This is a genomic window from Pseudarthrobacter raffinosi, from assembly GCF_023913835.1.
GTDB classification, from domain to species: domain Bacteria; phylum Actinomycetota; class Actinomycetes; order Actinomycetales; family Micrococcaceae; genus Arthrobacter; species Arthrobacter raffinosi.
In genome coordinates, this window is the sequence record NZ_JAMXBG010000017.1 from 26,188 (window position 1) to 50,328 (window position 24,141).

General features: G+C 64.8%; 18 protein-coding genes, 2 pseudogenes and 1 riboswitch. Of the genes and pseudogenes, 17 read left to right on the forward strand and 3 right to left on the reverse strand.

Annotated elements, in window-relative coordinates:
• The first annotated feature begins 137 nt into the window (after positions 1–137).
• The 7 genes and pseudogenes from NG697_RS15680 to NG697_RS15710 all read left to right on the forward strand — a co-directional run bounded on the left by NG697_RS15680 (position 138) and on the right by NG697_RS15710 (position 6,393).
• Positions 138–1,543, forward strand: a pseudogene (locus tag NG697_RS15680) (DUF6421 family protein).
• Positions 1,540–2,271, forward strand: a complete 732-nt coding sequence (locus NG697_RS15685; RefSeq protein ID WP_308216174.1) for an SDR family NAD(P)-dependent oxidoreductase — start codon at positions 1,540–1,542, stop codon at positions 2,269–2,271. Before NG697_RS15680 ends, NG697_RS15685 begins: the two are co-directional and overlap by 4 nt.
• Before the next feature lie 276 nt (positions 2,272–2,547).
• Positions 2,548–3,339: an ABC transporter substrate-binding protein gene (locus NG697_RS15690; protein ID WP_252599937.1), complete on the forward strand. Its 792-nt coding sequence runs from the start codon at positions 2,548–2,550 to the stop codon at positions 3,337–3,339.
• Entirely contained in the window at positions 3,336–4,301 is a 966-nt protein-coding gene (locus tag NG697_RS15695) for an amino acid ABC transporter permease (RefSeq protein WP_374209942.1), read from the forward strand. Before NG697_RS15690 ends, NG697_RS15695 begins: the two co-directional genes overlap by 4 nt.
• A gap of 17 nt (positions 4,302–4,318) precedes the next feature.
• Positions 4,319–5,086 carry an amino acid ABC transporter ATP-binding protein gene (locus NG697_RS15700; RefSeq protein ID WP_252599950.1) on the forward strand — a complete coding sequence of 256 codons (768 nt, stop codon included), beginning with the start codon at positions 4,319–4,321 and terminating at the stop codon, positions 5,084–5,086.
• A gap of 124 nt (positions 5,087–5,210) precedes the next feature.
• Complete coding sequence (locus tag NG697_RS15705; protein WP_252599938.1) at positions 5,211–5,642, forward strand: hypothetical protein; 432 nt, start codon at positions 5,211–5,213, stop codon at positions 5,640–5,642.
• Positions 5,643–5,724: 82 nt separating this feature from the next.
• Entirely contained in the window at positions 5,725–6,393 is a 669-nt protein-coding gene (locus NG697_RS15710) for a DsbA family protein (protein ID WP_252599939.1), read from the forward strand.
• A 43-nt stretch (positions 6,394–6,436) separates the two neighbouring features.
• Here the strand turns inward: NG697_RS15710 and NG697_RS15715 are convergent, their stop codons facing one another.
• Positions 6,437–7,744 (reverse strand): helix-turn-helix domain-containing protein, encoded by a 1,308-nt coding sequence (locus tag NG697_RS15715; RefSeq protein ID WP_252599940.1) that lies wholly within the window; start codon positions 7,742–7,744, stop codon positions 6,437–6,439.
• 177 nt (positions 7,745–7,921) lie between these two features.
• Between NG697_RS15715 and NG697_RS15720 the strand changes: the two genes are divergently transcribed.
• Positions 7,922–9,712: an NAD(P)/FAD-dependent oxidoreductase gene (locus NG697_RS15720; protein WP_252614614.1), complete on the forward strand. Its 1,791-nt coding sequence runs from the start codon at positions 7,922–7,924 to the stop codon at positions 9,710–9,712.
• Between the two features lie 99 nt (positions 9,713–9,811).
• Here NG697_RS15720 and NG697_RS15725 read toward each other — a convergent pair whose 3' ends face one another.
• Positions 9,812–10,897, reverse strand: coding sequence for a DUF8462 domain-containing protein (locus NG697_RS15725; RefSeq protein ID WP_252599942.1), 1,086 nt, complete (start codon positions 10,895–10,897; stop codon positions 9,812–9,814).
• Between the two features lie 92 nt (positions 10,898–10,989).
• Positions 10,990–11,935 (reverse strand): annotated as a pseudogene (locus NG697_RS15730) (helicase domain-containing protein); the annotation flags it as partial.
• A 160-nt stretch (positions 11,936–12,095) separates the two neighbouring features.
• Positions 12,096–12,193: riboswitch (glycine riboswitch) on the forward strand.
• 159 nt (positions 12,194–12,352) lie between these two features.
• On the opposite strand from NG697_RS15730, the gene gcvP reads away from it, so the two are divergent.
• The 9 genes from gcvP (at position 12,353) to purU (ending at position 24,114) form a co-directional block, all read left to right on the forward strand.
• Positions 12,353–15,205: an aminomethyl-transferring glycine dehydrogenase gene (gene gcvP, locus NG697_RS15735; protein WP_252614615.1), complete on the forward strand. Its 2,853-nt coding sequence runs from the start codon at positions 12,353–12,355 to the stop codon at positions 15,203–15,205.
• A gap of 22 nt (positions 15,206–15,227) precedes the next feature.
• Positions 15,228–16,340, forward strand: a complete 1,113-nt coding sequence (gene gcvT / locus NG697_RS15740; protein ID WP_252614616.1) for a glycine cleavage system aminomethyltransferase GcvT — start codon at positions 15,228–15,230, stop codon at positions 16,338–16,340.
• A 214-nt stretch (positions 16,341–16,554) separates the two neighbouring features.
• A complete protein-coding gene (gene gcvH, locus NG697_RS15745; RefSeq protein ID WP_252598640.1) occupies positions 16,555–16,938 on the forward strand; it encodes a glycine cleavage system protein GcvH in 384 nt (127 codons plus the stop codon).
• The gene (glyA, locus tag NG697_RS15750; RefSeq protein ID WP_308293098.1) at positions 16,935–18,260 is read left to right on the forward strand and encodes a serine hydroxymethyltransferase; all 1,326 of its coding nucleotides are present in this window, start codon (positions 16,935–16,937) and stop codon (positions 18,258–18,260) included. The genes gcvH and glyA overlap by 4 nt, the downstream gene beginning before the upstream one ends.
• A 225-nt stretch (positions 18,261–18,485) precedes the next feature.
• Positions 18,486–19,883 (forward strand): L-serine ammonia-lyase, encoded by a 1,398-nt coding sequence (locus NG697_RS15755; RefSeq protein ID WP_252614617.1) that lies wholly within the window; start codon positions 18,486–18,488, stop codon positions 19,881–19,883.
• Between the two features lie 13 nt (positions 19,884–19,896).
• Entirely contained in the window at positions 19,897–20,907 is a 1,011-nt protein-coding gene (lipA, locus tag NG697_RS15760) for a lipoyl synthase (protein ID WP_252614618.1), read from the forward strand.
• A gap of 41 nt (positions 20,908–20,948) precedes the next feature.
• Positions 20,949–21,776 (forward strand): methylenetetrahydrofolate reductase, encoded by an 828-nt coding sequence (locus NG697_RS15765; RefSeq protein ID WP_252614619.1) that lies wholly within the window; start codon positions 20,949–20,951, stop codon positions 21,774–21,776.
• On the forward strand, positions 21,766–23,259 hold the full coding sequence (cycA, locus tag NG697_RS15770; RefSeq protein WP_252598637.1) for a D-serine/D-alanine/glycine transporter: 1,494 nt from the start codon (positions 21,766–21,768) through the stop codon (positions 23,257–23,259). Before NG697_RS15765 ends, cycA begins: the two co-directional genes overlap by 11 nt.
• Positions 23,260–24,114 carry a formyltetrahydrofolate deformylase gene (gene purU / locus NG697_RS15775; RefSeq protein ID WP_252598636.1) on the forward strand — a complete coding sequence of 285 codons (855 nt, stop codon included), beginning with the start codon at positions 23,260–23,262 and terminating at the stop codon, positions 24,112–24,114.
• Positions 24,115–24,141 lie beyond the last annotated feature (27 nt).

Genomic DNA, 24,141 nt, shown 5'->3' on the forward strand with positions numbered 1-24,141 from the left:
ACGGGAAACTCTTGGTCACCAGCTCTATTTCCCGAATCTAGACTAAGACTTGCTTACTGTGCCCCTGTTTTTAGATAAAGATGTCTTTCTGTTCACTAGTGTTACGCGGGTCACAGAGAAGGAAGGACGCCGTAGCAATGACTGCAACACAAGCACAAAACGTATCCCGCTCCTCAACAGGGACCCTGCTTGCCTCAAACTCGTCCTGGACCGAGCTGAAACGGGCCGCCGGAGAACTGCAGCAGATCCAGGTGAAGGACGGCTCGATACCTGATCCGGGGGACCATGACCGCGCCCTGTACGAGGTCGCCACGATCACCGCTTCAATCAGGGATTTGGCCCCTTCGTTCCCGCACGATGCGGAGTATCTGGCCCGGCTCGAAGTTGACTTCGAGCGGTGGGCTGCCTCCTCGTTCGGGGTCCCGGACTTCCTGGATTCTCTGCTCGCATTCCAGCCACAGCAGCACCGAATCGACGGACTGCCGCATCTGGTGGTCTTCCCTATGTATACGCAGAACGGCAGCCCGAACCGCTTCGTGGAGGCCGTGCTGTTCGAAGTAGTGTGGCCGGAGTTCATCGCTGAACTCGAAGGTGCAGAGTATTCGAACCAGCTTTTCGTACCCATTCGCTTCATCGACTTCACACCAGGCTATGACACGAACTCGGCGGTGTTGTTTCCTGAGAGCGTAGCCGTCCGTGAAACGCCGCAGTTCACCTGGGGTGGTATTTTCGCGGATCGCGAGGCTGAGCGGTTCCGGAGGGTGGTGGCCGCAGCCAGCGACATCACGTCCCTCACTCTCCCCGACGGAGCGCGGCGGCTGCTTGAAGACCCTCAGCTGGCCATGGAAACCTTCGTGATGTGGGATCTGATCCATGACAGGACGCACATGCGCGGGGATCTGCCGTTTGATCCGTTCATGATCAAGCAGAGGATGCCGTACTTTCTCTACACCCTGGAAGAGCTGCGGTGCGATCTGACGGCATTCCGTGAATCCGTCCGTATCGAGAGGGATGAGAACGCGCCGCCGGAGGCGCGAAACCACGCGAAACTCGTCCAGTATGCCGTAATCTTCGACCGGATTTTCCGGTTCGCGATGACAGGAAACCGGGTCCGCAATTACACGGCCTTGGCGGTCAGCTCCTTTTCGCCTGGATGCACCAGCACAACGTGCTTCATTGGACGGACTCGAAACTGTCCATCGACTGGTCGGAAGCGCCAGAAGTAGTTATCGAACTCGGGAAGCGGATCGAGGAGCTGTACTGGCGTTCAATTGACCGCCCGAAAACCGCTCACTGGCTTGCGGCCTATGAATTCATCAGCGCCACAGTCACCCCGAACCCCGCATCCCACTGGGCCAAGGGGCCCCAGGCGCTGGCCCTTGACGGCCCTCCTCGGGGCCTGACCGACCAGGTGCTTGATGACGAGTTCCCACTTTCAATGTTCTACGAAGCACTGGAGAAAAAGATGAGAAACGTCATCGAATCCACGGCCGGAATCACCGGCGAGCCCAACGGCGGCAACAGCCGCAAGGACGCGGCATGATGGCTCCCGACGGACCCAGGACGGTCATGGTGGCCGGCTCCACCAGCGAGGCCGGGACCGCCGTCGTATCGGCCCTCAGCGGCGCCGGATTCCGCGTCGCCGCCGTGGACCTGGACACTGAGCGCGTGCAAAACCTCGCACAGTCCTGGCCCAACGTCACCGGCTACACCTGCAACCTCGCAGAACCCGCGGCCGTCCGGGAACTGGCGTCCTCGGTCCGCCGGGACCTTGGACCCCTCGATGGCCTGATCCACTTGGTGGGCGGCTGGCGCGGCGGCGACGGCATACCTGGGCAGGAGGACTCCGACTGGGACTTTCTGCACACCAGCGTCCTGACGACACTGCGAAACACCAGCCGCGCCTTCTACGACGACCTTGAAAAGTCCCCGGCGGGCCGGCTGGCCATCGTGTCTGCCCAGGCAGCTGCCAATCCCTCAGCAGGTGGTGCCGCCTACGCAGCGATCAAGGCCGCTTCCGAGGCCTGGACGCTGGCGGTGGCCGACGGCTTCCGCAGCTCACAATCCGGCAGCACGAACCACCGGCAACCGCAGCGGTCAGCTGCCGTCGTGTTCGTGGTCAAGGCCCTCGTCGACGACAAGATGAAGGCTTCCCAGCCCGACCGGAAATTCCCGGGATTCACCCATGTGAAGGATCTCGGAGCCGCTTCGGCCGCCCTGTTCAGCAGGTCCGCCGCCGAACTCAACGGTTCCCGCCTACCCCTGGTCTGATCTTTCACCTATGTCCCGACCGGCAAGCAGGTAGGGAGATCGACCAAGCGCCAGTACCGGCGCGCCCGCACGCCGACCTGCGTGCAGGCAGTCAGAAAACAATCCCATTCATGGGCCACACCAACCAAGAGGTAAACAATGTCGTTTTCTCCGTCCAAGAGGACAAAGGCACTGGCGAGTCTCGCCATCGGCCTTCTTGCTCTGACCGGTTGCACCAATGCATCACAGACCTCGGGGGGAGCTGCCCCGGGTTCCACTGGCTTTGATCCCGCCTCTGTGGCCAGGGACGATGCCCTCGCCGCGAGCGTACCTGAGGCCATCAGGAGCAAGGGCACCCTCACGGTGGGTGCCGACACAACGTACGCACCTGCCGAATCCCTGGGCGGCGCCGATGGCCAGACCCCGGTGGGCTACAACGTGGATTTCGCCAAGGCCATCGGTGCGACCCTCGGCCTGAAGGTCAAGGTCCAGACGTCGGAATTCACGGGAATCCTGCCCGCTCTCGGTGCCAAGTACGATCTGGGAATCTCCTCCTTCACAATCAACGCGGAGCGTCTGAAGGCCGTCAACATGGTCAGCTACTTCAATGCCGGCACGTTGTGGGCCGTCCAGAAGGGCAACCCGAAGAATTTCAGCGTCGATGACATCTGCGGCAAAACCGTAGGGGTGCAGACCGGCACCACCCAGGAGGACCCCGACGTCTCCGGCCGGTCCAAGGCATGCACGGATGCCGGAAAACCGGGCGTCAACGTCGTCACTTTGAAAACGCAGACAGATGTGACCACCCGTCTGGTGAACGGCAGCATCGACGCCATGGCCGCCGATTCCCCCATCATCGGCTATGCCCTCTCGCAGACCGGCGGCAAGCTGGAGCCCCTGGGCGATGTTTACGCTGCGGCACCGCAAGGTATCGCGGTCGCCAAGAGCGACACCGCCCTGTCCGAGCTCATGAAAAACGTCATGAACAAACTCATCAGCGACGGGACCTACGGGAAAATCCTGGACACCTGGAGCAACACCACGGGCGCCGTCACGAAGTCTGAAGTGAACCCGGCGGTAGGGAATTGAGCAGCCTCGCACCCACCGATACCAGCGACCGCAGGACCATTGCCGCGCACCGGAAACCGGAACTGATCGACGCCGTTCCGGTCCGCCATCCCGGCCGCTGGGCCGGCGCCGTCCTCATCCTGCTGTTCGCCGCGCTGCTGGGCCAGAGCCTGGTCACCAATACCAATTTCCGCTGGGACATCGTCGGCACCTATTTCATGGACGTGCTCGTCATCCAGGGCATCGGCTGGACGTTGCTGCTGACAGTCCTCTCGATGGCGATCGCCATCTTGCTGGCCATTCTCCTGGCCTTCATGCGCCAGTCGGACAATCCCCTGTTCCGCGGCGTGAGCTGGACCTGGGTCTGGTTCTTCCGCGGCACACCGGTCTACACCCAGCTGGTGTTCTGGGGCCTCATCTCCGTTCTTTATCCCAAGATCGCCCTGGGGATTCCGTTCGGACCGGAACTGTTCAGCTTCAGCACCCAGGACGTAATCACCGCCTTCATGGCAGCAATCCTGGGACTGGGGTTGAACGAGTCAGCCTATCTGGCCGAAATTTTCCGCGCCGGCCTGAAGTCCGTCGACTCCGGCCAGATGGAAGCCGCCGAGGCCCTGGGGATGCGCAAGTCCAAAATCATGTGGCGGATCATTCTGCCCCAGGCCATGCGCGTCATCGTGCCACCCACCGGCAATGAGACCATCGGGATGCTCAAGACCACCTCGCTGGTGCTCGCGGTGCCGTTCACCCTGGACCTGACATTCGCAACCAACGGCATCGCCAACCGCAGCTACCTGCCCATTCCGTTGCTGATCGTGGCCGCCCTCTGGTACCTGGTGATCACCAGCATCCTGATGGTGGGCCAGTACTACGTTGAGCGCCACTTCGGAAAGGGCGTGGACAACATCGTCCCTGCCCCGGTCAAGCCGACCCCTGCGGCCGCCGCAGCCAAAGCACCCAAAATAAAGGATGAGCTACCGTGACCATCACCAACGACCTCATGACGAAGGAGGCCCTCGTCCGGATTGACGGGGTCCACAAGTACTTCGGAGAGCACCATGTGCTCCGCGGGATCGACATGACGGTCCGGCAGGGCGAGGTTTCCGTCCTGATCGGCCCGTCCGGGTCCGGGAAGTCCACGTTGCTGCGCTGCATCAACATGCTGGAAACCATCAGCGCCGGCCGGATCCACGTCCGCGAAGAAATGATCGGCTACCGCGAGAACCGCGGCCGCCTGCATGACCTGACCATCAAAGAGATCGCCGCCCAGCGTCGGGAGATCGGCATGGTCTTCCAGCGCTTCAACCTCTTCCCGCACCGTACGGCGCTACAGAACATTATCGAGGCGCCCACCCAAGTCAAGCGGCAATCCAAGGTGAAGGCCAGATCACGCGCGATGGAACTTCTGGACCGTGTCGGTCTCGGAAACCACGCCAACCACTATCCCGCGCAGCTCTCCGGTGGCCAGCAGCAGCGCGTGGCCATCGCCCGTGCATTGGCGATGGAGCCTGAACTGATGCTCTTCGACGAGCCGACCTCGGCCCTGGACCCGGAACTCGTGGGCGAAGTGCTCAACGTGATGAAAGACCTGGCCAAGTCCGGCATGACTATGATCGTGGTCACCCACGAGATCGGCTTCGCGCGCGAGGTCGGAGACACCCTGACCTTCATGGACGGCGGCATCGTCGTCGAAAGCGGCAAGCCGCGCGACGTCATCGCCAATCCGCAGCAGGCCCGCACCCAGGAGTTCCTCTCCAAAGTTCTCTGACGGCTCAACCCAGGCGGTCCGGGCGTGATGTCCGAAGCGGATCATGCCCGGACCGGCATTGGTGCCTACGGTGAAGGATGATGTTGGTCTAGATTCGTGGAATGGGAACAGTTGGAGTGACGCAGTGACGAACCCCGGAGCGGACAACCAGGAGGAGGATCTGCTCGCGTTGACCATGAGCGTGGAGGACTGGCTGTTCATCGACGGGACCATTGACAACACCGTCGCCATTGCTGCCGTGGACGGCGCCGAGACCGTCGTCGGGCAGGGCCACGCGATCCGCGCGGCGGGCTGGGCGGCAACCCGCGCCCACCCGCGGAATAAGGACGGCTGGGGCGGCTGGCCGCCCACCGATGACGAGATTACCGTTGCGCTGCCGCCACCGGCGTGGCGGTTCGTCGTTGACGAGTTGTACAGGTGGGAGCGTGTGATGGCCGACGACGGCGCGGACGTGGGTGCCGTCAGCCCGGACGCGGGGAAGCCTGGGACGCGCGGCTTTGCGGTTGCGCACCGGCTGGTGGAGCGCCTCAGCGATGCGTCGCGCGAACCGGAGTAGCCGCAGGTCAAAACCGTCGGTGCGGTGGCGCTCTGGCTATGATTGAGGTACTGGGTTCTAAGCTGAGGGGGAACACTGGCCGATGAGTGCCGTCACTGTCGCGCGCAACGTCCGCGTCGCTATCTGGACCATTCTGGCGGTCCTCGTGGCTGTGGGTCTGATCTGGTTCGCCGTGTTTACCGCGAACAAACCCGCCACGCCCGTGCCCCCGGCGGCCGCTGATTCCCCGGTGGTGAGGGAAGACAGCCACCGGCTCACCAGCCCACCGGCCGAGAAAGCCCAGCTGGTTGAGTTTCTGGACTTCGAGTGCGAGGCCTGCCGCGCCGCCGAGCCTTTGGTGACGGAGCTGAAGGAGGACTACGGGGACCGGATCACGTTCGTCCTCCGCTACTTCCCCCTGCCCGGACACCCGAACTCCGGCACGGCAGCGCTCGCTGTCGAAGCCGCCGCGCGTCAGGGCCACTACGAACCGATGGTCACGAAGCTTTTCGCGACCCAGCCCGAGTGGGGCGAAAAGCAGGACTCCCAGGCCGCCCTCTTCCGGACCTACGCGGAAGGCCTCGGCCTCGACATGGCCCGGTTCGATCAGGATGTTGCCGCCGAGGACACCAAGGAACGGATCCGCCGGGACATCGCGGACGGAAAAGCCCTCGGTGTTACCGGCACCCCGACGTTCTTCCTGAACGGCGAAAAACTCGTCCTCAACACCGAAGCCCAGTTCCGGCAGTTGCTCGACGACGCCGTCCGGTAGCGGCTGTGGTTAGTGCCGTGCAACATCGGGGGCGGCGCCAAACTTAAGCCCGCAACTCCCGATCAATCCGGTCCATTCGGGCCCGCACCAACTGGAAACGCGCGTCCTCAGGACCGGTCAATCGTGCCAACGCGGAAGCGGCGGCGATGTCGCACGAGCCCATATCGCTGGCGCACCAGCGTGAGATCAGGTCGGCATCTCCGCTGGAACGGACCGAGGCCGCAACAGCCTCATTCAATTCGTCACGCATGAGCTCAACGGCCAGGTTATTCGAGCGGTTGAGCAGGCGGGCCGGGTACGCCGCCAACGCTTCGCCGAGGCGGCCGGCCCGCAAGTACCCGGCCACAGCGTCGGCGTCGGACACCACAGTCACGCCAGCGGCAAAACGGTACGGATTGGGCTCCACCACGGCACCCAACACCGCACGGATCCGGTGCATTTCCGTCCGAATTGTCGCGGCCGCTCCGTCCTCGCCGTGCAGCTGGTAGGCCAGCTCTTCGGCGCTCCAGCCCTGTGTTCGCGAGGCCAGCAACGCCAGTATTTCGGCTCGGCGCAGCGTGATCGGAACGCCACGGCCGCCGTCGAGCTCTGCTGTCGGCTTGTCGCCGAGCAGCCGCAGGAACAGCGTAGAGGCGGTGCCGGGACGGGAAAGTCCGACGGCGGCACGCGGACTCAGTTCCGCCGTCGGGCCTGCGGACCTCAACAGCTCCTCGGCCAGCCGCACGCCGCAACGCACCATCCGCAGGCTGTCCGGCGTCACGGTGTCGATCGGCCCCGAAACATCCAGCACGCCGACGATCTCCCCGCTGAAAGGGTCGCGGATCGGGGCGGCGGTGCAGGCCCAGTCGTGGTGGGTCCGCACCAGGTGCTCGGCCGAAAACAACTGGGCCGGGCCCCCGGTAATAAGCGCCTCGCTGATGGCATTGGTGCCGATGCCGGACTCGGACCAGTCGGCACCTTCCACAAACTCCAGTGAGTCGGCCTGCCGCAACGCTGACCCGCTGCCGACCCGCCACAGCACCTCGCCCAGATGGTCAGTGACGATCAGCAGGTGGCGGCCCGCGGCGGACTCATCGGCGAGCATCTGGGACAACGCCGGAACCACGGATGCCAGGCGGTGTCCGGCGCCCAAAGAACGGGCTTCAGAAACGTCATGCAGATGCACCGGACTGTGCTGCTCGGGGTTGATTCCCAGAGCCAGGGAGCGGCGCCACGACTCAAGCAATGACGGCGAAAACGCAGGATCCGGCGAGCCGGCCAGCGTGGCATCCTGCGCGCTGCGGAGCGTCCTGGCGTACTCCAGGGGAGAGGAGAAACGGAGCCCGGGATCAGGCGCCAACGCGTGCTGCATGCGTCTACTCCCAACTTGCCGTCGAATCGATCTGCCCGAAGACCCCGCAGGAAAGGGGGGAGGCCCGTGTAACCCGATTGTAACCCCCCGCGACATTTACTTGTGATGCGAGTCACCACCCGGTCGGCTGTTATGGAACCGGGCAATGACTCATCGTCAGCAATGGAAAGAGGAGACATGCCTGAGACCGCAAATGGCATAGCCGAGGCTTGGCTGGCGCAGTTCGACGACGCGCTGCGCAGCCACAACACCGAGGCAGCACTGGAATTGTTCGAGGACGAATCGTATTGGCGCGACTTCGTATCCTTCACCTGGAATCTCAAAACGCTCGAGGGCAAGGACCAGATCAGGAGCATGCTGGACGCCACCTTGGAGGACATTCAGCCGTCCAACTGGACCCTGGCCGAGGACGCCACCGGGGACGCTGCCGGTACAGAGGCCTGGGTCAACTTCGAGACCTCGCAGGCCCGCGGCTACGCTCATCTGCGCCTGCGCAACGGCAAGTGCTGGACCCTGCTTACCACCATGCAGGAGCTGAAGGGCTTCGAGGAAAAGAAGGGCGCCAATCGTGAGAAGGGCGTGGCCCACCACATCAGCAAGGGCCGCAAGTCCTGGCTGGAACTGAAGGAGGAGCAGGAAGCCAGGCTCGGCTACGAGGACCAGCCCTACACCGTGATCATCGGCGGCGGGCAGGGCGGGATCGGCCTCGGCGCCCGGCTGCGCCGGCTCGGCGTGCCCACCCTCATCATTGAGAAGAACGAAAAGCCCGGCGACTCCTGGCGCAACCGCTACAAGTCCCTGCACCTGCACGACCCCGTCTGGTACGACCACCTGCCGTACCTGAAGTTCCCGGAAGACTGGCCTGTGTTCGCGGCCAAGGACAAGATCGGCGACTGGCTGGAGCATTACACCCGCATCATGGAGCTGAACTACTGGTCCAGCACCGAATGCACCAACGCCCGCTACGACGAGGACGCCCAAGAATGGGTCGTCCAGGTCATCCGCGACGGCGCACCGGTCACCTTGCGTCCCAAACAGCTCGTCTTCGCCTTGGGCGTCTCCGGTTACCCCAACGTGCCAGCGTTCGACGGCGCCGAGTGCTTCCTGGGGGAGCAGTACCACTCCTCCAAGCACCCCGGTGGCGGCGACTGGACGGGCAAGAAGGCCGTGGTGATCGGGTCAAACAACTCGGCCCACGACATCTGCGCCGACCTCTGGGAGCACGGCGCCGACGTCACCATGATCCAGCGCTCGTCCACCCACATTGCCCGCAGTGAGTCCCTCATGGACCTGGCCCTCGGCGACCTCTACTCGGAGAAGGCGCTGGCCAACGGCGTCACCACGGAGAAGGCCGACCTCCTGTTCGCCTCGCTGCCGTACCGGATCCTCCCGGAGGCCCAGATCCCGGTCTATCAGGAGATGGCAAAGCGGGACGCCGGTTTCTACACCCAGCTCGAGGCTGCGGGTTTCGAGCTGGACTTCGGAGTGGACGGTTCGGGGCTGTTCCTGAAGTACCTGCGGCGTGGCTCCGGCTACTACATCGACGTCGGCGCCTCCCAGCTGATCATCGACGGCCGCGTGAAACTCGCCAACGGCCAGGTCAGCAAGATCACCGGCAACGCCGTGGTCATGGACAACGGCACCGAGCTGGAAGCCGACGTGATCATCTACGCCACCGGCTACGGTTCGATGAACGGCTGGCTCGCTGACCTTGTCTCACCCGAGGTGGCTGACAGGGTGGGCAAGTGCTGGGGTTTCGGCTCCGAAACGCCCAAGGACCCTGGCCCCTGGGAGGGCGAGCTGCGGAACATGTGGAAGCCCACCAACGTGGAGAACCTCTGGATCCATGGCGGCAACCTGCACCAGAGCCGGCACTATTCCAACTACCTGGCCCTGCAGCTCAAGGCCCGGCTGGAGGGGCTGCCCACACCGGTGTTTGAGCTCCAGGCATCGCACCACACCCGCTGATCACCACCCACCCGGGCGGGCGGCTGCGCCGACATGGCGCAGCCGTCTCTACGGCATCGAGATCAGGAGGATTCATCACGTGATAGGCCGTGGACGGCTCTACCCTCGAAGGTGTTGGCGCAGTCCGGGGATGGCAAAGTCGACCTTCCCGTAGCCGGCAGACTCGATCAGCCCGGCTGCGATGAGCCTGTTCCGGTACTTGGAGACCAGATTGGGTTTGGACTTGATGATGTTCCCGATCTGGGCAGCTGACGAAGGGCCATCCTGCTGGGCCATCGCATCGAGGAACTCGCGGTCCTTGTCAGAGATGTCCGAAAGTGCGGACTCGACAACAACCAGGGTGTTCCGTCGCAGCGCGGCCGCGATGGCGGCGCGGACGCCGCGCTGATCCAACGTCCAGCCCGACTTACCAGCCTCCATCCAGAGGTAATAGCCGACGAGCTGAATAAGGAACGGGTAGCCCTCTGTGGCCGCCGCCGCCTCGCTGATCAGCTCCGGGGAGACGCCGATGCCTCCTTCGCTGAAAAGTTCCTGGTAAGAGGCGGTGACTTCGGCGACGGCCGCTTCGTGCAGGTTGATCCTGTCGGCCCGCCGCAGGAAGGTGGCTACGCCTTCGTTAAGAAGATCAGACACGGCCGAGGGGAGGCCGGCGAAGATCAGGCCGATCGGCAGGCCGTCGCGAATGAAGTGTTGGACGTCGGCAGCCAACTGCGAGATTTCTGTCCGGTCGACGGCATGGATCTCGTCAATAGTGATGACTAAGCCCGTTCCCTTTGCGTCCAGCAGTCGCAGGAGTTCCTCGCCGGTCCGCCGCCAATCCGGAAAGCGTTCCTGCGGGAGTTGCGTGGTCAACCCGAACCCTGCGGCGGAGAAAGCCGTGATCTTCCGCGTCGGCGGACCGTCCCCGAACTCGTCTGCAAGTCGGAGCATGTCGTCGCCGATCTTTGCCAGGAATCCCGGATTGGCCGTTCGGGAGATCACGGCCCATCCGTGATCTCTGGCGATCGCCTCCGCGGCACCGAGCATTACGGTCTTGCCAATGCCCCGGGATCCCGTAATGATCGTGAGCAGCCCCGGAGCACCCGATCCCTGTTGCAAGCCGTATTCGAATTCGTCCAGCAGCCCGGCTCTGCCGATTAGGTCCGGAGGGGTGGCTCCGGCAGTGGGTTTGAAAGGATTCTGCACAGACGCCTCCGGGTGAAACTAGGTGAAAGTGGTGAAAGTGGTGAAACTTCGACCAGCCTAGCAGTCCGGGCTAATCGCCTGCTGGGCCGACATCAGGGGCTTGTGAGGATGACGAGCTGCCGGGTCGCCCGGGTCATCGCGACATAGCGGTCTACCGCTCCTTCGATGCCCGGACCGAAGCCCTCCGGGTCCACGAGGACCACCAGGTCGAACTCGAGCCCCTTCACCAGTTCCGGGGACAGCCACCTGGCGCGGGACGTCGCCAGGAACGGGCCGTGTCCCGCGTCAGTGGTGCTGATGACGCAGGCGGTCCCGTCGTCGTGCTCGGCGAGCCAGGTGTCGAGGATCGAGCCCAGCTGCAGTGTGGATCCGTGGACGACGGGAAGGCCGCTGCTCCGGATCGAGGTGGGCACGTTGGCGTCCGGGACGACGGCCCGGATGACCGGCTCGGCTTCTGCCATGACCTCTTCCGGCGTCCGGTAGTTGATGCTGAGGCTCGCCAGGTTCACGTTCGTCAATCCGACCCGTTCGAGCCGTTCCAGCCACGACTCGGCAAACCCGTGCCTGGCCTGGGCGCGGTCCCCCACGACGGTGAAGCTCCGGGACGGGCAGCGGAGCATCAACCACCCGGTCCATCAGCTCACACTCAGCGGCCAGGGCGGCGTCCTGCCGGCGCTTGCGGCGTGACGCCTCGGGGTCGCCGAGCCGTTGCCGGGCCGCGTCCAGGAGCGGCAGGTCGGACGTGGTCCAGGCGTGCGGGTCCTGGCGCTGCAGCTTCTGCACCTCGTCGGGACTGAGCCAGGGGGCGCACAGGCGCAGGTAGGCGGGCACCCGCCAGAGGTCCCCCACAAGCGCGCTGTAGTTGAGCGGCGGCCATGCCCTGCTGAACGCTTCGACCAATTCCGCGTTCCGCGCCAGCGCCCTGCGCAGCACGCCTTCGGGGAGGTCGCCGCCGTCGTGCTTGTCCTCCATGATGGTGAGCAGCTCCTCCCAGACCTCGTCGCGCGCCTCATTGTGCGGAGTGCCGGGATGACCCGATTTCCCATCGATTGCTCCGTAGGGGCCCTTAAGGGCTCCCAAAAGGGCCTTTACGGAGCAACCGATGGTGATGTGACGCCGTCGCCGGCGGAAATCTTGCACGCCGCCCGAAATCGGGCTAACCTGTGAGACGTGTCACTGACGAAGTGGCACATGCTTTTGATCTGCGGCGGGAGAGTCCTGCCGGTACGTTCAGCAGGCGCCGTAGGAGCAAATCCTCTCCGGGAATCTCTCAGGCCCACGTACCGCCGCGGTTAGGCAACTCTGGAAAGTAGTCCGGCAACGGGCTCACCGACGGTGCAAGCGTCACCCTGTAAAAGCAGGTGGCGCGGAAACTCTCAGGTCCAATACAGAGCGGGGAGGAACCCGAATCAATGTGGCGTACCCAGCGCGCCACCTGAATTATGGAGTTCCTTCATGACCATCCAGTCGTCCCCTTCCACCTTTGCCGATCGTCATATTGGTGCGCGCCGCCAGGCCGATATTGACGCCATGCTCAAGGCCGTTGGCTATGACAGCGTTGACGGCCTCGTGGACGTTGCCGTCCCCGACTCCATCCGCCAGGCCAAGCCGCTGGCCCTTAAGGACGCCCTCAGTGAGGTTGAGGTCCTTGCGGAGCTGCGGAAGCTCGCGGCGAAGAACAAGACGGCTGTCCAGATGATCGGCCAGGGTTACTACGACACGGTCACGCCTGCGGTGATCCGGCGGAACATCCTGGAGGCCCCGGCCTGGTACACCGCGTACACGCCGTACCAGCCGGAGATTTCGCAGGGCCGCCTGGAGGCGCTGCTGAACTTCCAGACCATGGTCCAGGACCTCGTTGGCCTGCCCATCGCCAACGCGTCGCTGCTGGATGAAGCCACCGCCGTGGCCGAGGCCGTCCTGATGATGCGCCGGGCGAACAAGAACAAGGAGGCCCGGGACGGCAAGACGGTCCTGGATGCCGATTGCCTGCCGCAGACCATCGCGATCGTGAAGGGCCGCGCCGAAGCCCTGGGCTTTGAGGTGGAGGTCGCTGACCTGTCCAAGGGCCTGCCCGACGGCGTTATCAACGGGATTGTGCTGCAGCAGCCGGGCGTCTCGGGCCGGGTCTTCAACCACGCCGACGTGATCGCTGCAGCCAAGGAGCGCGGCGCCCTCGTCACGGTCGCTGCCGACCTGTTGGCGCTGACGCTGATCACGCCTCCGGGGGAGCAGGGCGCGGACATCGCCGTCGGCTCGACCCAGCGTTTTGGTGTGCCGTTGTTCTTCGGCGGACCGCACGCGGCCTACATGGCGGTGGCGAAGGGCCTGGAGCGGTCCATGCCGGGCCGCCTCGTCGGAGTCTCCAAGGACGACGCCGGGACCCCCGCCTACCGTCTGGCGCTGCAGACCCGGGAGCAGCACATCCGCCGTGAGAAGGCCACGTCCAACATCTGCACCGCGCAGGCACTGCTGGCCATCGTTTCCTCGTTCTACGCCGTCTACCACGGCCCCGACGGTCTCAAGGCAATCGCCGAGCAGGTCCACCACAACGCCCGCACCCTGGCGACCACGCTGAAGGTCGCCGGCCGCGAACTGGTCACCGAGACCTTTTTCGACACAGTCACGGTCCGCGTCCCGGGCAAGGCCGGCAAGGTCATCGCCGCCGCCGAAGCACGTGGCATCAACCTGCGCCACATCGACGAGGACACCATCGGCGTCTCCGCTGATGAAACTACGACGACGGATGTCCTCTCCGCGATCGCCGTCGCCTTCGGTGCCGGTCCGGTTGTGGACGCGAAGGGCTTTGAACTGCCCGAATCGGTGCTCCGCACTTCCGAGTACCTGCAGCACCCCGTGTTTAACACGCACCGTTCCGAGACCCAGCTGCTGCGCTACATCCGCCGGCTGAGTGACCGCGACCTGGCCCTGGACCGCACCATGATCCCGCTGGGTTCCTGCACGATGAAGCTGAACGCCACGGCAGAGATGGAGGCCATTTCCTGGCCGGAGTTCGCCTCGATCCACCCGTTCGCCCCGGATTCCCAGACCGTGGGCTGGCGCGAACTCATCGGCGGGCTGGAAGCTGACCTCGCGGAAATCACCGGGTACGACCAGGTGTCCCTGCAGCCGAATGCCGGGTCCCAGGGCGAGCTCGCCGGCCTGCTGGCCATCCGCGGCTACCACCTATCCCGCGGCGATGACCAGCGCACGGTCTGCCTGATCCCGGCCTCGGCCCACGGCACCAACGCCGCCTCCGCTGTCCTGGCCGGCATGAAGGTTGTCGTTGTGGCAACGGCGCCTGACGGCAGCATCGACCACGCTGACCTGAATGCCAAGATCGAGGCCAACAAGGACGTCCTCTCGGCGATCATGATCACCTACCCCTCCACCCACGGCGTCTACGACGCCGACGTCACCGAAATCTGCGACGCCGTGCACGCTGCCGGCGGCCAGGTCTACGTCGACGGCGCCAACCTCAACGCCCTTGTCGGCCTGGCACAGCCGGGCAAGTTCGGCGGCGACGTCTCGCACCTGAACCTGCACAAGACCTTCTGCATCCCGCACGGCGGCGGCGGCCCCGGCGTTGGCCCGGTCGCAGCCAAGGCGCACCTGGCACCGTTTATGCCCGGTGACGCCAACAAGGCAGCGCACGAAGCCGGCCACGGCGTGGCCATCAGCGCATCCAACTACGGCTCCGCCGGCGTCCTGCCCATCTCCTGGGCCTACGTGAAGCTGATGGGTGCCGAGGGCCTGACCGAGGCCACGAAGTCGGCGCTGCTGGCGGCGAACTATGTTGCGGCCCGCCTGAATGAGTACTTCCCGGTTCTCTACACCGGCGAGGGTGGGCTGGTGGCGCACGAGTGCATCCTGGACCTGCGCGACCTGACGGCCAGGACCGGCGTCACCGCGGAGGACGTGGCCAAGCGCCTGATCGATTATGGCTTCCACGCCCCCACCCTCGCGTTCCCGGTGGCGGGCACGCTGATGGTGGAGCCCACCGAGTCCGAGGACCTTGTGGAGATCGACCGGTTCATCGACGCGATGATCACCATCCGCAAGGAAATCGACCAGGTGGCCAACGGCGACTTCACTGTCGAGAACAGCCCGCTGCGCCACGCACCCCACACCGCGTCCGCCGTCGTATCTTCCGACTGGGCCCGCGAGTACCCGCGTGAGCAGGCCGCCTTCCCGGTCCACCACCTCAAGCAGGACAAGTACTTCCCGCCCGTCGGCCGCATCGACGGCGCAGCCGGGGACCGCAACCTGATCTGCTCCTGCCCGCCCATCGAAGAATTCGCGAACTAGTCTCGTATGAAAGGCTTTCACAATGACTGAGAACTACACCGCTCTCTACGAAGAGCACAAGAAACTCGGCGCTTCCTTCACCGATTTCGGTGGCTGGCAGATGCCCCTGAAGTACAGCTCCGAGCTGGCCGAGCACCACGCTGTGCGCAAGGCTGCCGGCCTGTTCGACCTCTCCCACATGGGCGAAGTCTGGGTCTCCGGCCTGGAAGCCGGCGCGTTCCTGGACTACGCACTGGTGGGCAAACTCTCCGCCATCGCGGACGGGAAGGCCAAGTACTCGCTCATCTGCAACGCCGACGGCGGCATCATCGATGACCTCATCGTCTACCGTTTCGGCGACGAGAAATACCTCGTGGTCCCCAACGCGGGCAACGCCCCCACCGTCGCCGTCGCCCTGGCCGAACGCGCCACGGCGTTCAACGTGAAGGTGGAGGACGCCTCCGCCATCACGTCGCTGATCGCGGTCCAGGGTCCCAAGGCAGAGGCCATCCTGCTCAAGCTGACCGCTGAGGCCCAGCACCCGCTCGTCACAGACCTGAAGTACTACGCGTTCAACGAACTCACCGTGGCCGGCCACAACGTCATCCTGGCCCGCACCGGTTACACCGGCGAGGACGGCTTCGAGCTCTTTGTAGCGAACGACGGCGCCGCCTCCCTGTGGGCATCCGTCGCCGAAGCGGGGGCCGAGTTCGGCATCGTCCCGTGCGGCCTCGCCTCCCGCGATTCGCTCCGCCTCGAAGCGGGCATGCCGCTGTACGGCAACGAGCTTTCCCTCGAAGGGTCACCGTTCGACGCCGGCCTGGGTGGCGTTGTGGCGCTCAAGAGCAAGGAAGGCGACTTCGTGGGCCGCGCCGCCCTGGAAGCCGCCAAGGAAGCCGGGTCAAAGCGTAAGCTGGTGGGCTTGAAAGGTCTCGGCCGTCGCGCCGGCCGCGGGCACTACCCGGTGCTCAAGGGCGGCGCAGTGGTTGGCGAAGTCACCTCCGGCCAGCCCAGCCCCACCCTCGGCTACCTGGTCGCGATGGCCTATGTCGACGTCGAGCACGCCGAGGTTGGCACCGCCCTGGACATCGACCTGCGCGGCAAGGCAGAGCCTTTCGAGGTTGTCGCCCTGCCGTTCTACAAGCGCCAAAAGTAAGCCAAGTCCGGAACCGGCAGGCCGGAGTTTTCACGCGTGCTGCTCCTTCGTCGCTCTGACGCACGCTTTCGAAAACCCCGTCCCGCCGGCCCCTCGGGGGGTCCGCGGTATCCGGCAGCATGCGTCAAAGCGAGGAACGAGCAGCATGCAGAGGATATCGGGGAACGCCCGGCCCAACTCGACCACCCACAGATTTCGAACGTAAGGAACACACATGGCTAAGGTTGCCGCTGAACTGAAGTACTCCGCTGAGCACGAGTGGATCGCCTTTGATGGCTCTGGTCCGTCCGTTGTTGGCGTGTCCGCTGTTGCCGCTGAGGCGCTGGGCGACATCGTCTACGTGGACCTGCCCGAGGTTGGCTCCACAGTGACCGCGGGGGAGACCTGCGGCGAGATCGAGTCCACCAAGTCCGTCTCTGACCTGTACTCCCCGGTGACGGGCGAGGTCACGGAAATCAACGAAGACGCCATCGGCGATCCTGCACTGATCAACTCCGATCCGTACGGTGCCGGCTGGCTGTTCAAGGTGACCGTCGAGTCCGAGGGCCCGCTGCTGTCCGCCCAGGAATACGCCGAAGTAAACGGTGGCGAACTGTGAGCCCCGCTGCAGCAGGCACCGCAGTTTTTGAGCAGGTAGTTTCCGCGAGCCTGGACACCGACCTGTCGGTGCTGGACCCCGAGATCGCCGTCAAGATCGACGACGAACTGCGCCGCCAGCGCAATGGCCTGGAAATGATCGCCTCCGAGAACCACACGGCCGTTGCCGTGATGCAGGCGCAGGGCTCGGTCCTGACCAACAAGTACGCCGAGGGCTACCCGGGCAAGCGCTACTACGGTGGCTGCGAGCACGTGGACGTCATCGAGCAGCTGGCCATCGACCGCGTCAAGGCCCTGTTCGGTGCCGAGTTCGCCAACGTGCAGCCGCACTCCGGCGCCCAGGCCAACGCCTCGGTCATGCACGCGCTGATCAAGCCGGGCGATACCATCATGGGCCTGAACCTGGCCCACGGCGGCCACCTGACCCACGGCATGAAGATCAACTTCTCCGGCAAGCTATACAACGTGGTCCCGTACCAGGTCCGCGAAGACACCCACACCATTGACATGGCCGAGGTGGAGCGCCTGGCGCTGGAGCACAAGCCGCAGCTGATTGTCGCCGGCTGGTCGGCCTACGCCCGCCAGCTGGACTTCGCCGAGTTCCGCCGGATCGCCGATCTGGTGGGTGCCTTCCTGATGGTGGACATGGCGCACTTCGCCGGTCTGGTGGCAGCTGGCCTGCACCCGAGCCCCGTGCCGCACGCCCACGTCACCACGTCCACCACGCACAAGACCCTCGCCGGTCCGCGCGGCGGCATCATCCTCTCCAACGACGCCGCGATCGCCAAGAAGATCAACTCGGCTGTCTTCCCCGGACAGCAGGGCGGCCCGCTGGAGCACGTCATCGCCGGCAAGGCCGTGGCCTTCAAGATCGCAGCAACGCCGGAGTTCAAGGAACGCCAGGAGCGCGTCCTCGCCGGCGCCAGCATCCTGGCCGACCGCCTGGTCCAGCCGGACGTCACCGCCAAGGGCATCAACGTGATCTCCGGCGGCACCGACGTCCACCTGGTCCTGGTTGACCTGCGCAACTGCGAGTTGGATGGCCAGCAGGCCGAGGACCGCCTCGCCGCGATTGACATCACCGTCAACCGCAACGCCGTACCGTTCGACCCGCGCCCTCCGATGGTCACCTCCGGCCTCCGGATCGGCACCCCCGCGCTGGCCACCCGTGGTTTCGGCGAGGCAGCTTTCCGTGAAGTTGCGGACATCATCGCCGAGGCATTGATTGCCGACGCCGACGCGGAACTTTCCGGCCTGCGTCACCGGGTAGAGGCACTCGCCGCCGCCCACCCGCTGTACCCGTCTGTCGCAAACCTCAGCTGAGGTGCCGGGGCCGGCGGACCGGAGTTTTCACGCGTGCTGCGCCCCACCGGCACCCTAGCCTCGCAAGCTCGGCCAGGGAACCCTGCCGGTGTGGGCCCACTTCCTCGCTTTGACGCACGCTTTCGAAAACCCCCGCCCGCCGGCCCCTACAGGGAGTTCGGTCTTCCTGCGGCTTACGCAGGATGCCCGGCTCGTCATTAGTAATTTTTTAGTTAGGAAGTCATCATGGCCGTTGGAGTCTTTGATTTGTTCTCCGTCGGGATCGGGCCGTCGAGCTCTCACACGGTGGGGCCGATGCGCGCTGCCGCCGTGTTTGCCGAGGAGCTCAAGGGCTCAGGCAGCCTGGACAAGGTGGCCGGGCTGCGGGTGGACCTGTACGGGTCGCTGGCGGCAACCGGCCATGGCCACGGCACCATGACGGCCATCCTGCTGGGCCTGGAGGGCTTCCACCCGGAAAAGATCCTGCCGGCCGAGGTGGAGGAGCGGCTCGCCGCCATCGCCGAAACCGGCACGCTCCAGCTCGCCGGTTCCGTGCCCCTGCCGTACGGGGTCAAGGACATGGTCCTGCGACCGCTCACTGTCTTGCCGCGGCACACCAACGGCATGACCTTCACGGTCACTGACGAGGCAGGCGAAGTCCTCCACAAGGCAACGTTCTTCTCCGTCGGCGGCGGCTTCATTGTCCGCGAAGGCGAAGAGGACGCGGCCCTGAAGGAACTGGACGAGTCCAAGAAGGAACTGCCGCTGCCGTTCCGCACCGCCGCGGAGTTGCTGGGCCGGTGCCAGTCCAAGGGCCTGTCCATCGGCGACATCATGTTCGTCAACGAACGTGCGTCCCGGTCCGAGGCGGAAATCCGCGAAGGCCTGCTGCACATCTACTCCGTGATGGAGGAGTGTGTGGCAACCAGCCTCAAGCGTGAGGGGCTGCTGCCCGGGGGACTGAAGGTCCGCCGTCGTGCTCCGGACTGGCATGAGCGGCTCGAAAAGGAGGACAAGGACCGGGACGCGAAGTACTGGCAGGAATGGGTGAACCTCATCGCCCTGGCAGTGAACGAGGAGAACGCGTCCGGCGGCCGGGTTGTCACGGCGCCCACCAACGGTGCTGCGGGGATCATCCCGGCAGTCCTGTACTACGCGCTGCATTTCGCGCCCGGCATGGACAAGGCCACGCAGGAAGACCGCGACGACGTTGTGGTCAAGTTCCTGCTCACGGCCGGTGCCATCGGCGTGCTGTACAAGGAGCAGGCGTCCATTTCGGGTGCCGAGGTGGGCTGCCAGGGCGAGGTGGGATCGGCGTCGTCCATGGCGGCTGGTGCACTCGCTGAGGTGATGGGCGGGACACCCCAGCAGGTGGAGAACGCGGCGGAGATCGCGATGGAACACAACCTGGGCCTGACGTGCGATCCGATCGGCGGGCTGGTCCAGGTGCCGTGCATCGAACGGAACGCGATTGCGGCGGCGAAGGCCATCAACGCAGCAAAGATGGCCCTGTGGGGGGACGGTACACACCGGGTGTCCCTGGACGAGGTGATCGTGACCATGCGCGAGACCGGCAGGGACATGAGCTCCAAATACAAGGAAACAGCCATGGGCGGCCTCGCCGTCAACGTAGTGGAATGCTAAGGGAAGAGAACAGATGACACTGGCACCAGAAGGCCGGAAGCTGCTGCGCGTTGAGCAGCGCAACTCTGCAGTACCTGTGGAGCGGAAGCCGGAGTGGATCAAGGCCAAGGTCCAGATGGGTCCGGAGTATGTCCAGCTCAAGAACCTGGTCAAGAAGGAAGGCCTGCACACGGTGTGTGAGGAGGCCGGCTGCCCGAACATTTTTGAGTGCTGGGAAGACAAGGAAGCCACGTTCCTGATCGGCGGGTCCGAATGCACCCGGCGCTGTGATTTCTGCCAGATCGACACGGGCAAGCCGTCCCCGGTGGACATGTTCGAGCCCACGAAGGTGGCCCGCTCGGTCCTGGCCATGCAGCTGCGCTACGCCACGGTCACCGGGGTGGCCCGTGATGACCTGGCCGATGAGGGCGTGTGGCTGTATGCCGAGACGGTCCGGAAGATCCACGAGCTGAACCCGGGCACCGGCGTCGAACTGCTGATCCCGGACTTCTCCGGCAAGCCCGAGCACATCGCGGCGATCTGCGATTCGAAGCCGGAGGTCTTCGCGCACAACGTCGAGACCGTGCCCCGGATCTTCAAGCGCATCCGGCCCGCGTTCCGGTACGACCGGTCCCTGGATGTCATCACCCAGGGCCGGAAGCTGGGCATGGTGACCAAGTCCAACCTGATCCTGGGCATGGGCGAGACCCGCGAGGAAATCTCCGAAGCCCTCAAAGACCTGCACGAGGCCGGCTGTGACCTGATCACCATCACCCAATACCTGCGCCCCTCCGAACGGCATCTGCCGGTGGACCGGTGGGTCAAGCCGCAGGAGTTCGTGGACCTCCAGGACGAGGCCAATAAGATCGGCTTCCTCGGGGTCATGTCCGGGCCGCTGGTCCGTTCCTCCTACCGGGCCGGCCGGCTCTGGGCCACCGCGATGCGCAAGAAGGGCTGGGAAATCCCCGCCGAACTCGCGCACATCGAGTCCTCCGGCAGCACCCGCCAGGAAGCCAGCTCACTGCTGGCCGCCCACGCCAGCTGACCGTTCCGGTATTCAGAGCCGAGATCCAGAAAGGACCGAAGATGCTCCCTACAAGAATCGAAATCATCCCCTCAACCGGGATTGTTGACCAGGTCCAGGCGCTGGTTCCGCTGACCACCACGCTGACCATGACGTGCCTGCCGCACCACGGCATCGAGCGGACCATGCGCACGTCGGTGGAGCTGAGCACGCTCGGCTACACCGTCATCCCGCACCTGGCCGCACGCAGCATCCACGACCGGGCCGAGCTGACCCGGATCATGCGGGAGTGCGACGGTGCCGGCATCCGCGAGGTGTTTGTGATCGGCGGCGACCGGAAGCAGCCCGCCGGGCCGTACGAGTCAGCGCTCCCGCTGCTCGAGGACATCGCCCACTACACCGGCGGCCGGATGCGCGCCGGCGTGGCAGGCTACCCGGAAGGCCACCCGACCGTGGCGGCCCTGGACCTGCTGGACGCCCTGCAGGACAAGCAGGACCTGGCCACCCACGTGGTCACCCAGATGTGCTTCGACGCCCCCAAAATCCTCGACTTCGCGGCGCTCCTGCGCCGCGAAGGCGTGGACCTGCCCGTCTGGGCGGGCGTGGCGGGGTCCGTCCCGCGGACCAAGCTGGTGGCACTCGCCACGCAGATCGGCGTCGGAAGTTCCCTGAAGTTCCTTAGCCGCAAAGGCCCGCTGGCGCGCAAGCTGCTCAGCGGTGACCGCTACTCACCCAACACCCTGGTGGCCGGGCTCGAAAGCCAGCCCGGCATCGCAGGGATCCATCTTTACAGCTTCAACAACCTCGATGCGGTCCCCAACGAAGCGGCCGCGTCTTCCACAACAGCACTCCAGCCAGCATTGATTCGAGGAGCAGCACGTGAGTACTAAAACCGTCACCACCCCGGAAACGCCCCATCTTGAACGCCAGCTCAGCAACAGGCACATCCAGCTGATCGCCATTGGCGGCGCCATCGGCACGGGCCTTTTTATGGGCTCAGGCAAGACCATCTCGGCCGCCGGCCCGTCCGTAATTTTCGTCTACATGATCATCGGCTTCATGCTGTTCTTCGTGATGCGGGCCATGGGCGAACTGCTGCTGTCCAACCTGAACTACAAGTCCTTCAGCGACTTCGCCGCTGACCTGCTGGGCCCGTGGGCCGGCTTCTTCACCGGCTGGACCTACTGGTTCTGCTGGGTGATCACGGGCATCGCGGACGTCATCGCCATTGCTGCCTACTCGGAGGAACTCTGGCCGGGGGTGCCATTGTGGATTCCGGGCATCGCCACCGTGATCATCCTTCTGGTCCTGAACCTCGCAACGGTGCGGGCATTCGGTGAGACCGAGTTCTGGTTCGCGCTGATCAAGATCATCGCCATTGCGGCGCTGATCATTGTTGGCCTGTTTATGATCTTCAGCGGTTTCCAGTCCGACGCCGGCCCGGCCACCTTCACCAACCTGTGGAGCCACGGCGGGTTGTTCCCGAACGAATTCATGGGCTTTGTGGCCGGCTTCCAGATCGCCGTCTTCGCCTTTGTGGGTATTGAACTCGTAGGCACCACCGCCGCCGAGGCCAAGGACCCGGAGAAGAACCTGCCCAAGGCCATCAACTCCATCCCCATCCGCGTGCTGCTCTTCTACGTAGGCGCCCTCATCATCCTGATGTCCGTCACGCCGTGGACCCAGTTCCAGGCCGGCCACAGCCCATTCATCGCCATGTTCTCCCTGGCCGGCCTCGGCGCCGCGGCCACCATCGTGAACCTGGTGGTGCTCAGCTCGGCCATGTCCTCTGCCAACTCCGGCATCTACTCCACCTCCCGCATGGTGTACGGCCTGGCCCAGGAGGGCGACGCCCCCACCGTCTTCAGCCGCCTGTCCGCCCGCAAGGTCCCGCAGAACGCCCTGTTCCTCTCCTGCATCCTGCTGCTCTCCGGCATCGTCCTGATGTACGCCGGCAAGGACATCGGCAAGGCCTTCGACATGGTCACCACCGTGGCCGCCGTCTGCTTCGTCTTTGTCTGGTCCATCATCCTGGCCAGCTACCTGAAGTTCCGTTCACGCCGTCCGCACCTGCACGCGGCGTCCAAGTTCAAGATGCCGGGCGGCATCCCCATGGTCTGGGTGGTCTTCGCGTTCTTCGCCTTCGTCCTGTGGGCACTGACCACGCAGCCGGATACCCTTCTGGCGCTGCTGATTACGCCCATCTGGTTCGTCATCCTGGGCGTCGCCTGGGTCATCCTGCGGAAGCGTCCGGCTCACCTGGCCCGCTACGCGGAGTTCCAGAAGGACCTCGCCGGCGAGAAGGAAGTGGCCGAGGAGAAGGCCCTGGCCGACGCGGAGCTGGCCGACGCGAAGGCATCGCGGGAGAGCTAAGTGGCAACCGAACATGTTCTGACCGTCAACTGCGCCGAGTCGCCGGGGATCGTCCACGCGATCACCGGGTACCTGCTGGATCACGACTGCGACATCATCGACACCAAGCACTTCGGTGACCGCCAGGCCCAGCAGTTCTTCATGCGGGTGCATTTCGAATCCGGCAAGCAGCCGCTGACCACGGAGGACCTGCGCCGGGACTTCGGGCCGCTGGCTGCTGAGTGGGCCATGAACTGGCAGCTGGAGCCGCACGGCCGCAAGCGCCGTGTGCTGGTGATGGTGTCCAAGTTCGGGCACTGCCTCAACGACCTGCTGTTCCGGGCCCGCACGGGTGATCTTCCGGTGGAAATCGTGGCCGTGGTCTCCAACCACACGGACCACCAGGAACTGGTCAAGTGGCACGGCATCCCGTTCTTCCACCTCCCGGTCACCCAGGAGACCAAGCCGGCGCAGGAAGCCCGCCTGCTGGAGCTCGTGGATGAATACGATGTGGAGCTGGTGGTCCTGGCCCGCTACATGCAGGTCCTCAGCGACGAGCTGTCGGCGCAGCTGACGGGCCGGACCATCAACATCCACCACTCGTTCCTGCCCAGCTTCAAGGGCGCCAAGCCGTACCACCAGGCGTACGACCGCGGCGTGAAAACCGTGGGCGCCACGGCGCATTACGTCAACGCCGAGCTGGATGAGGGACCGATCATCGCCCAGCAGGTCATCGACGTGGACCACACGTACACGGCCGATGACCTGGTGCGCGTGGGCCGCGACGCTGAGTGCAAGGCGCTGAGCAACGCGGTCCGGTGGCACTGTGAAGGCCGGGTAATGCTCGACGGCGGGCGCACAGTGGTTCTGCGCTGACGGTTCTGCGCGTCCCCGCCCAACTGA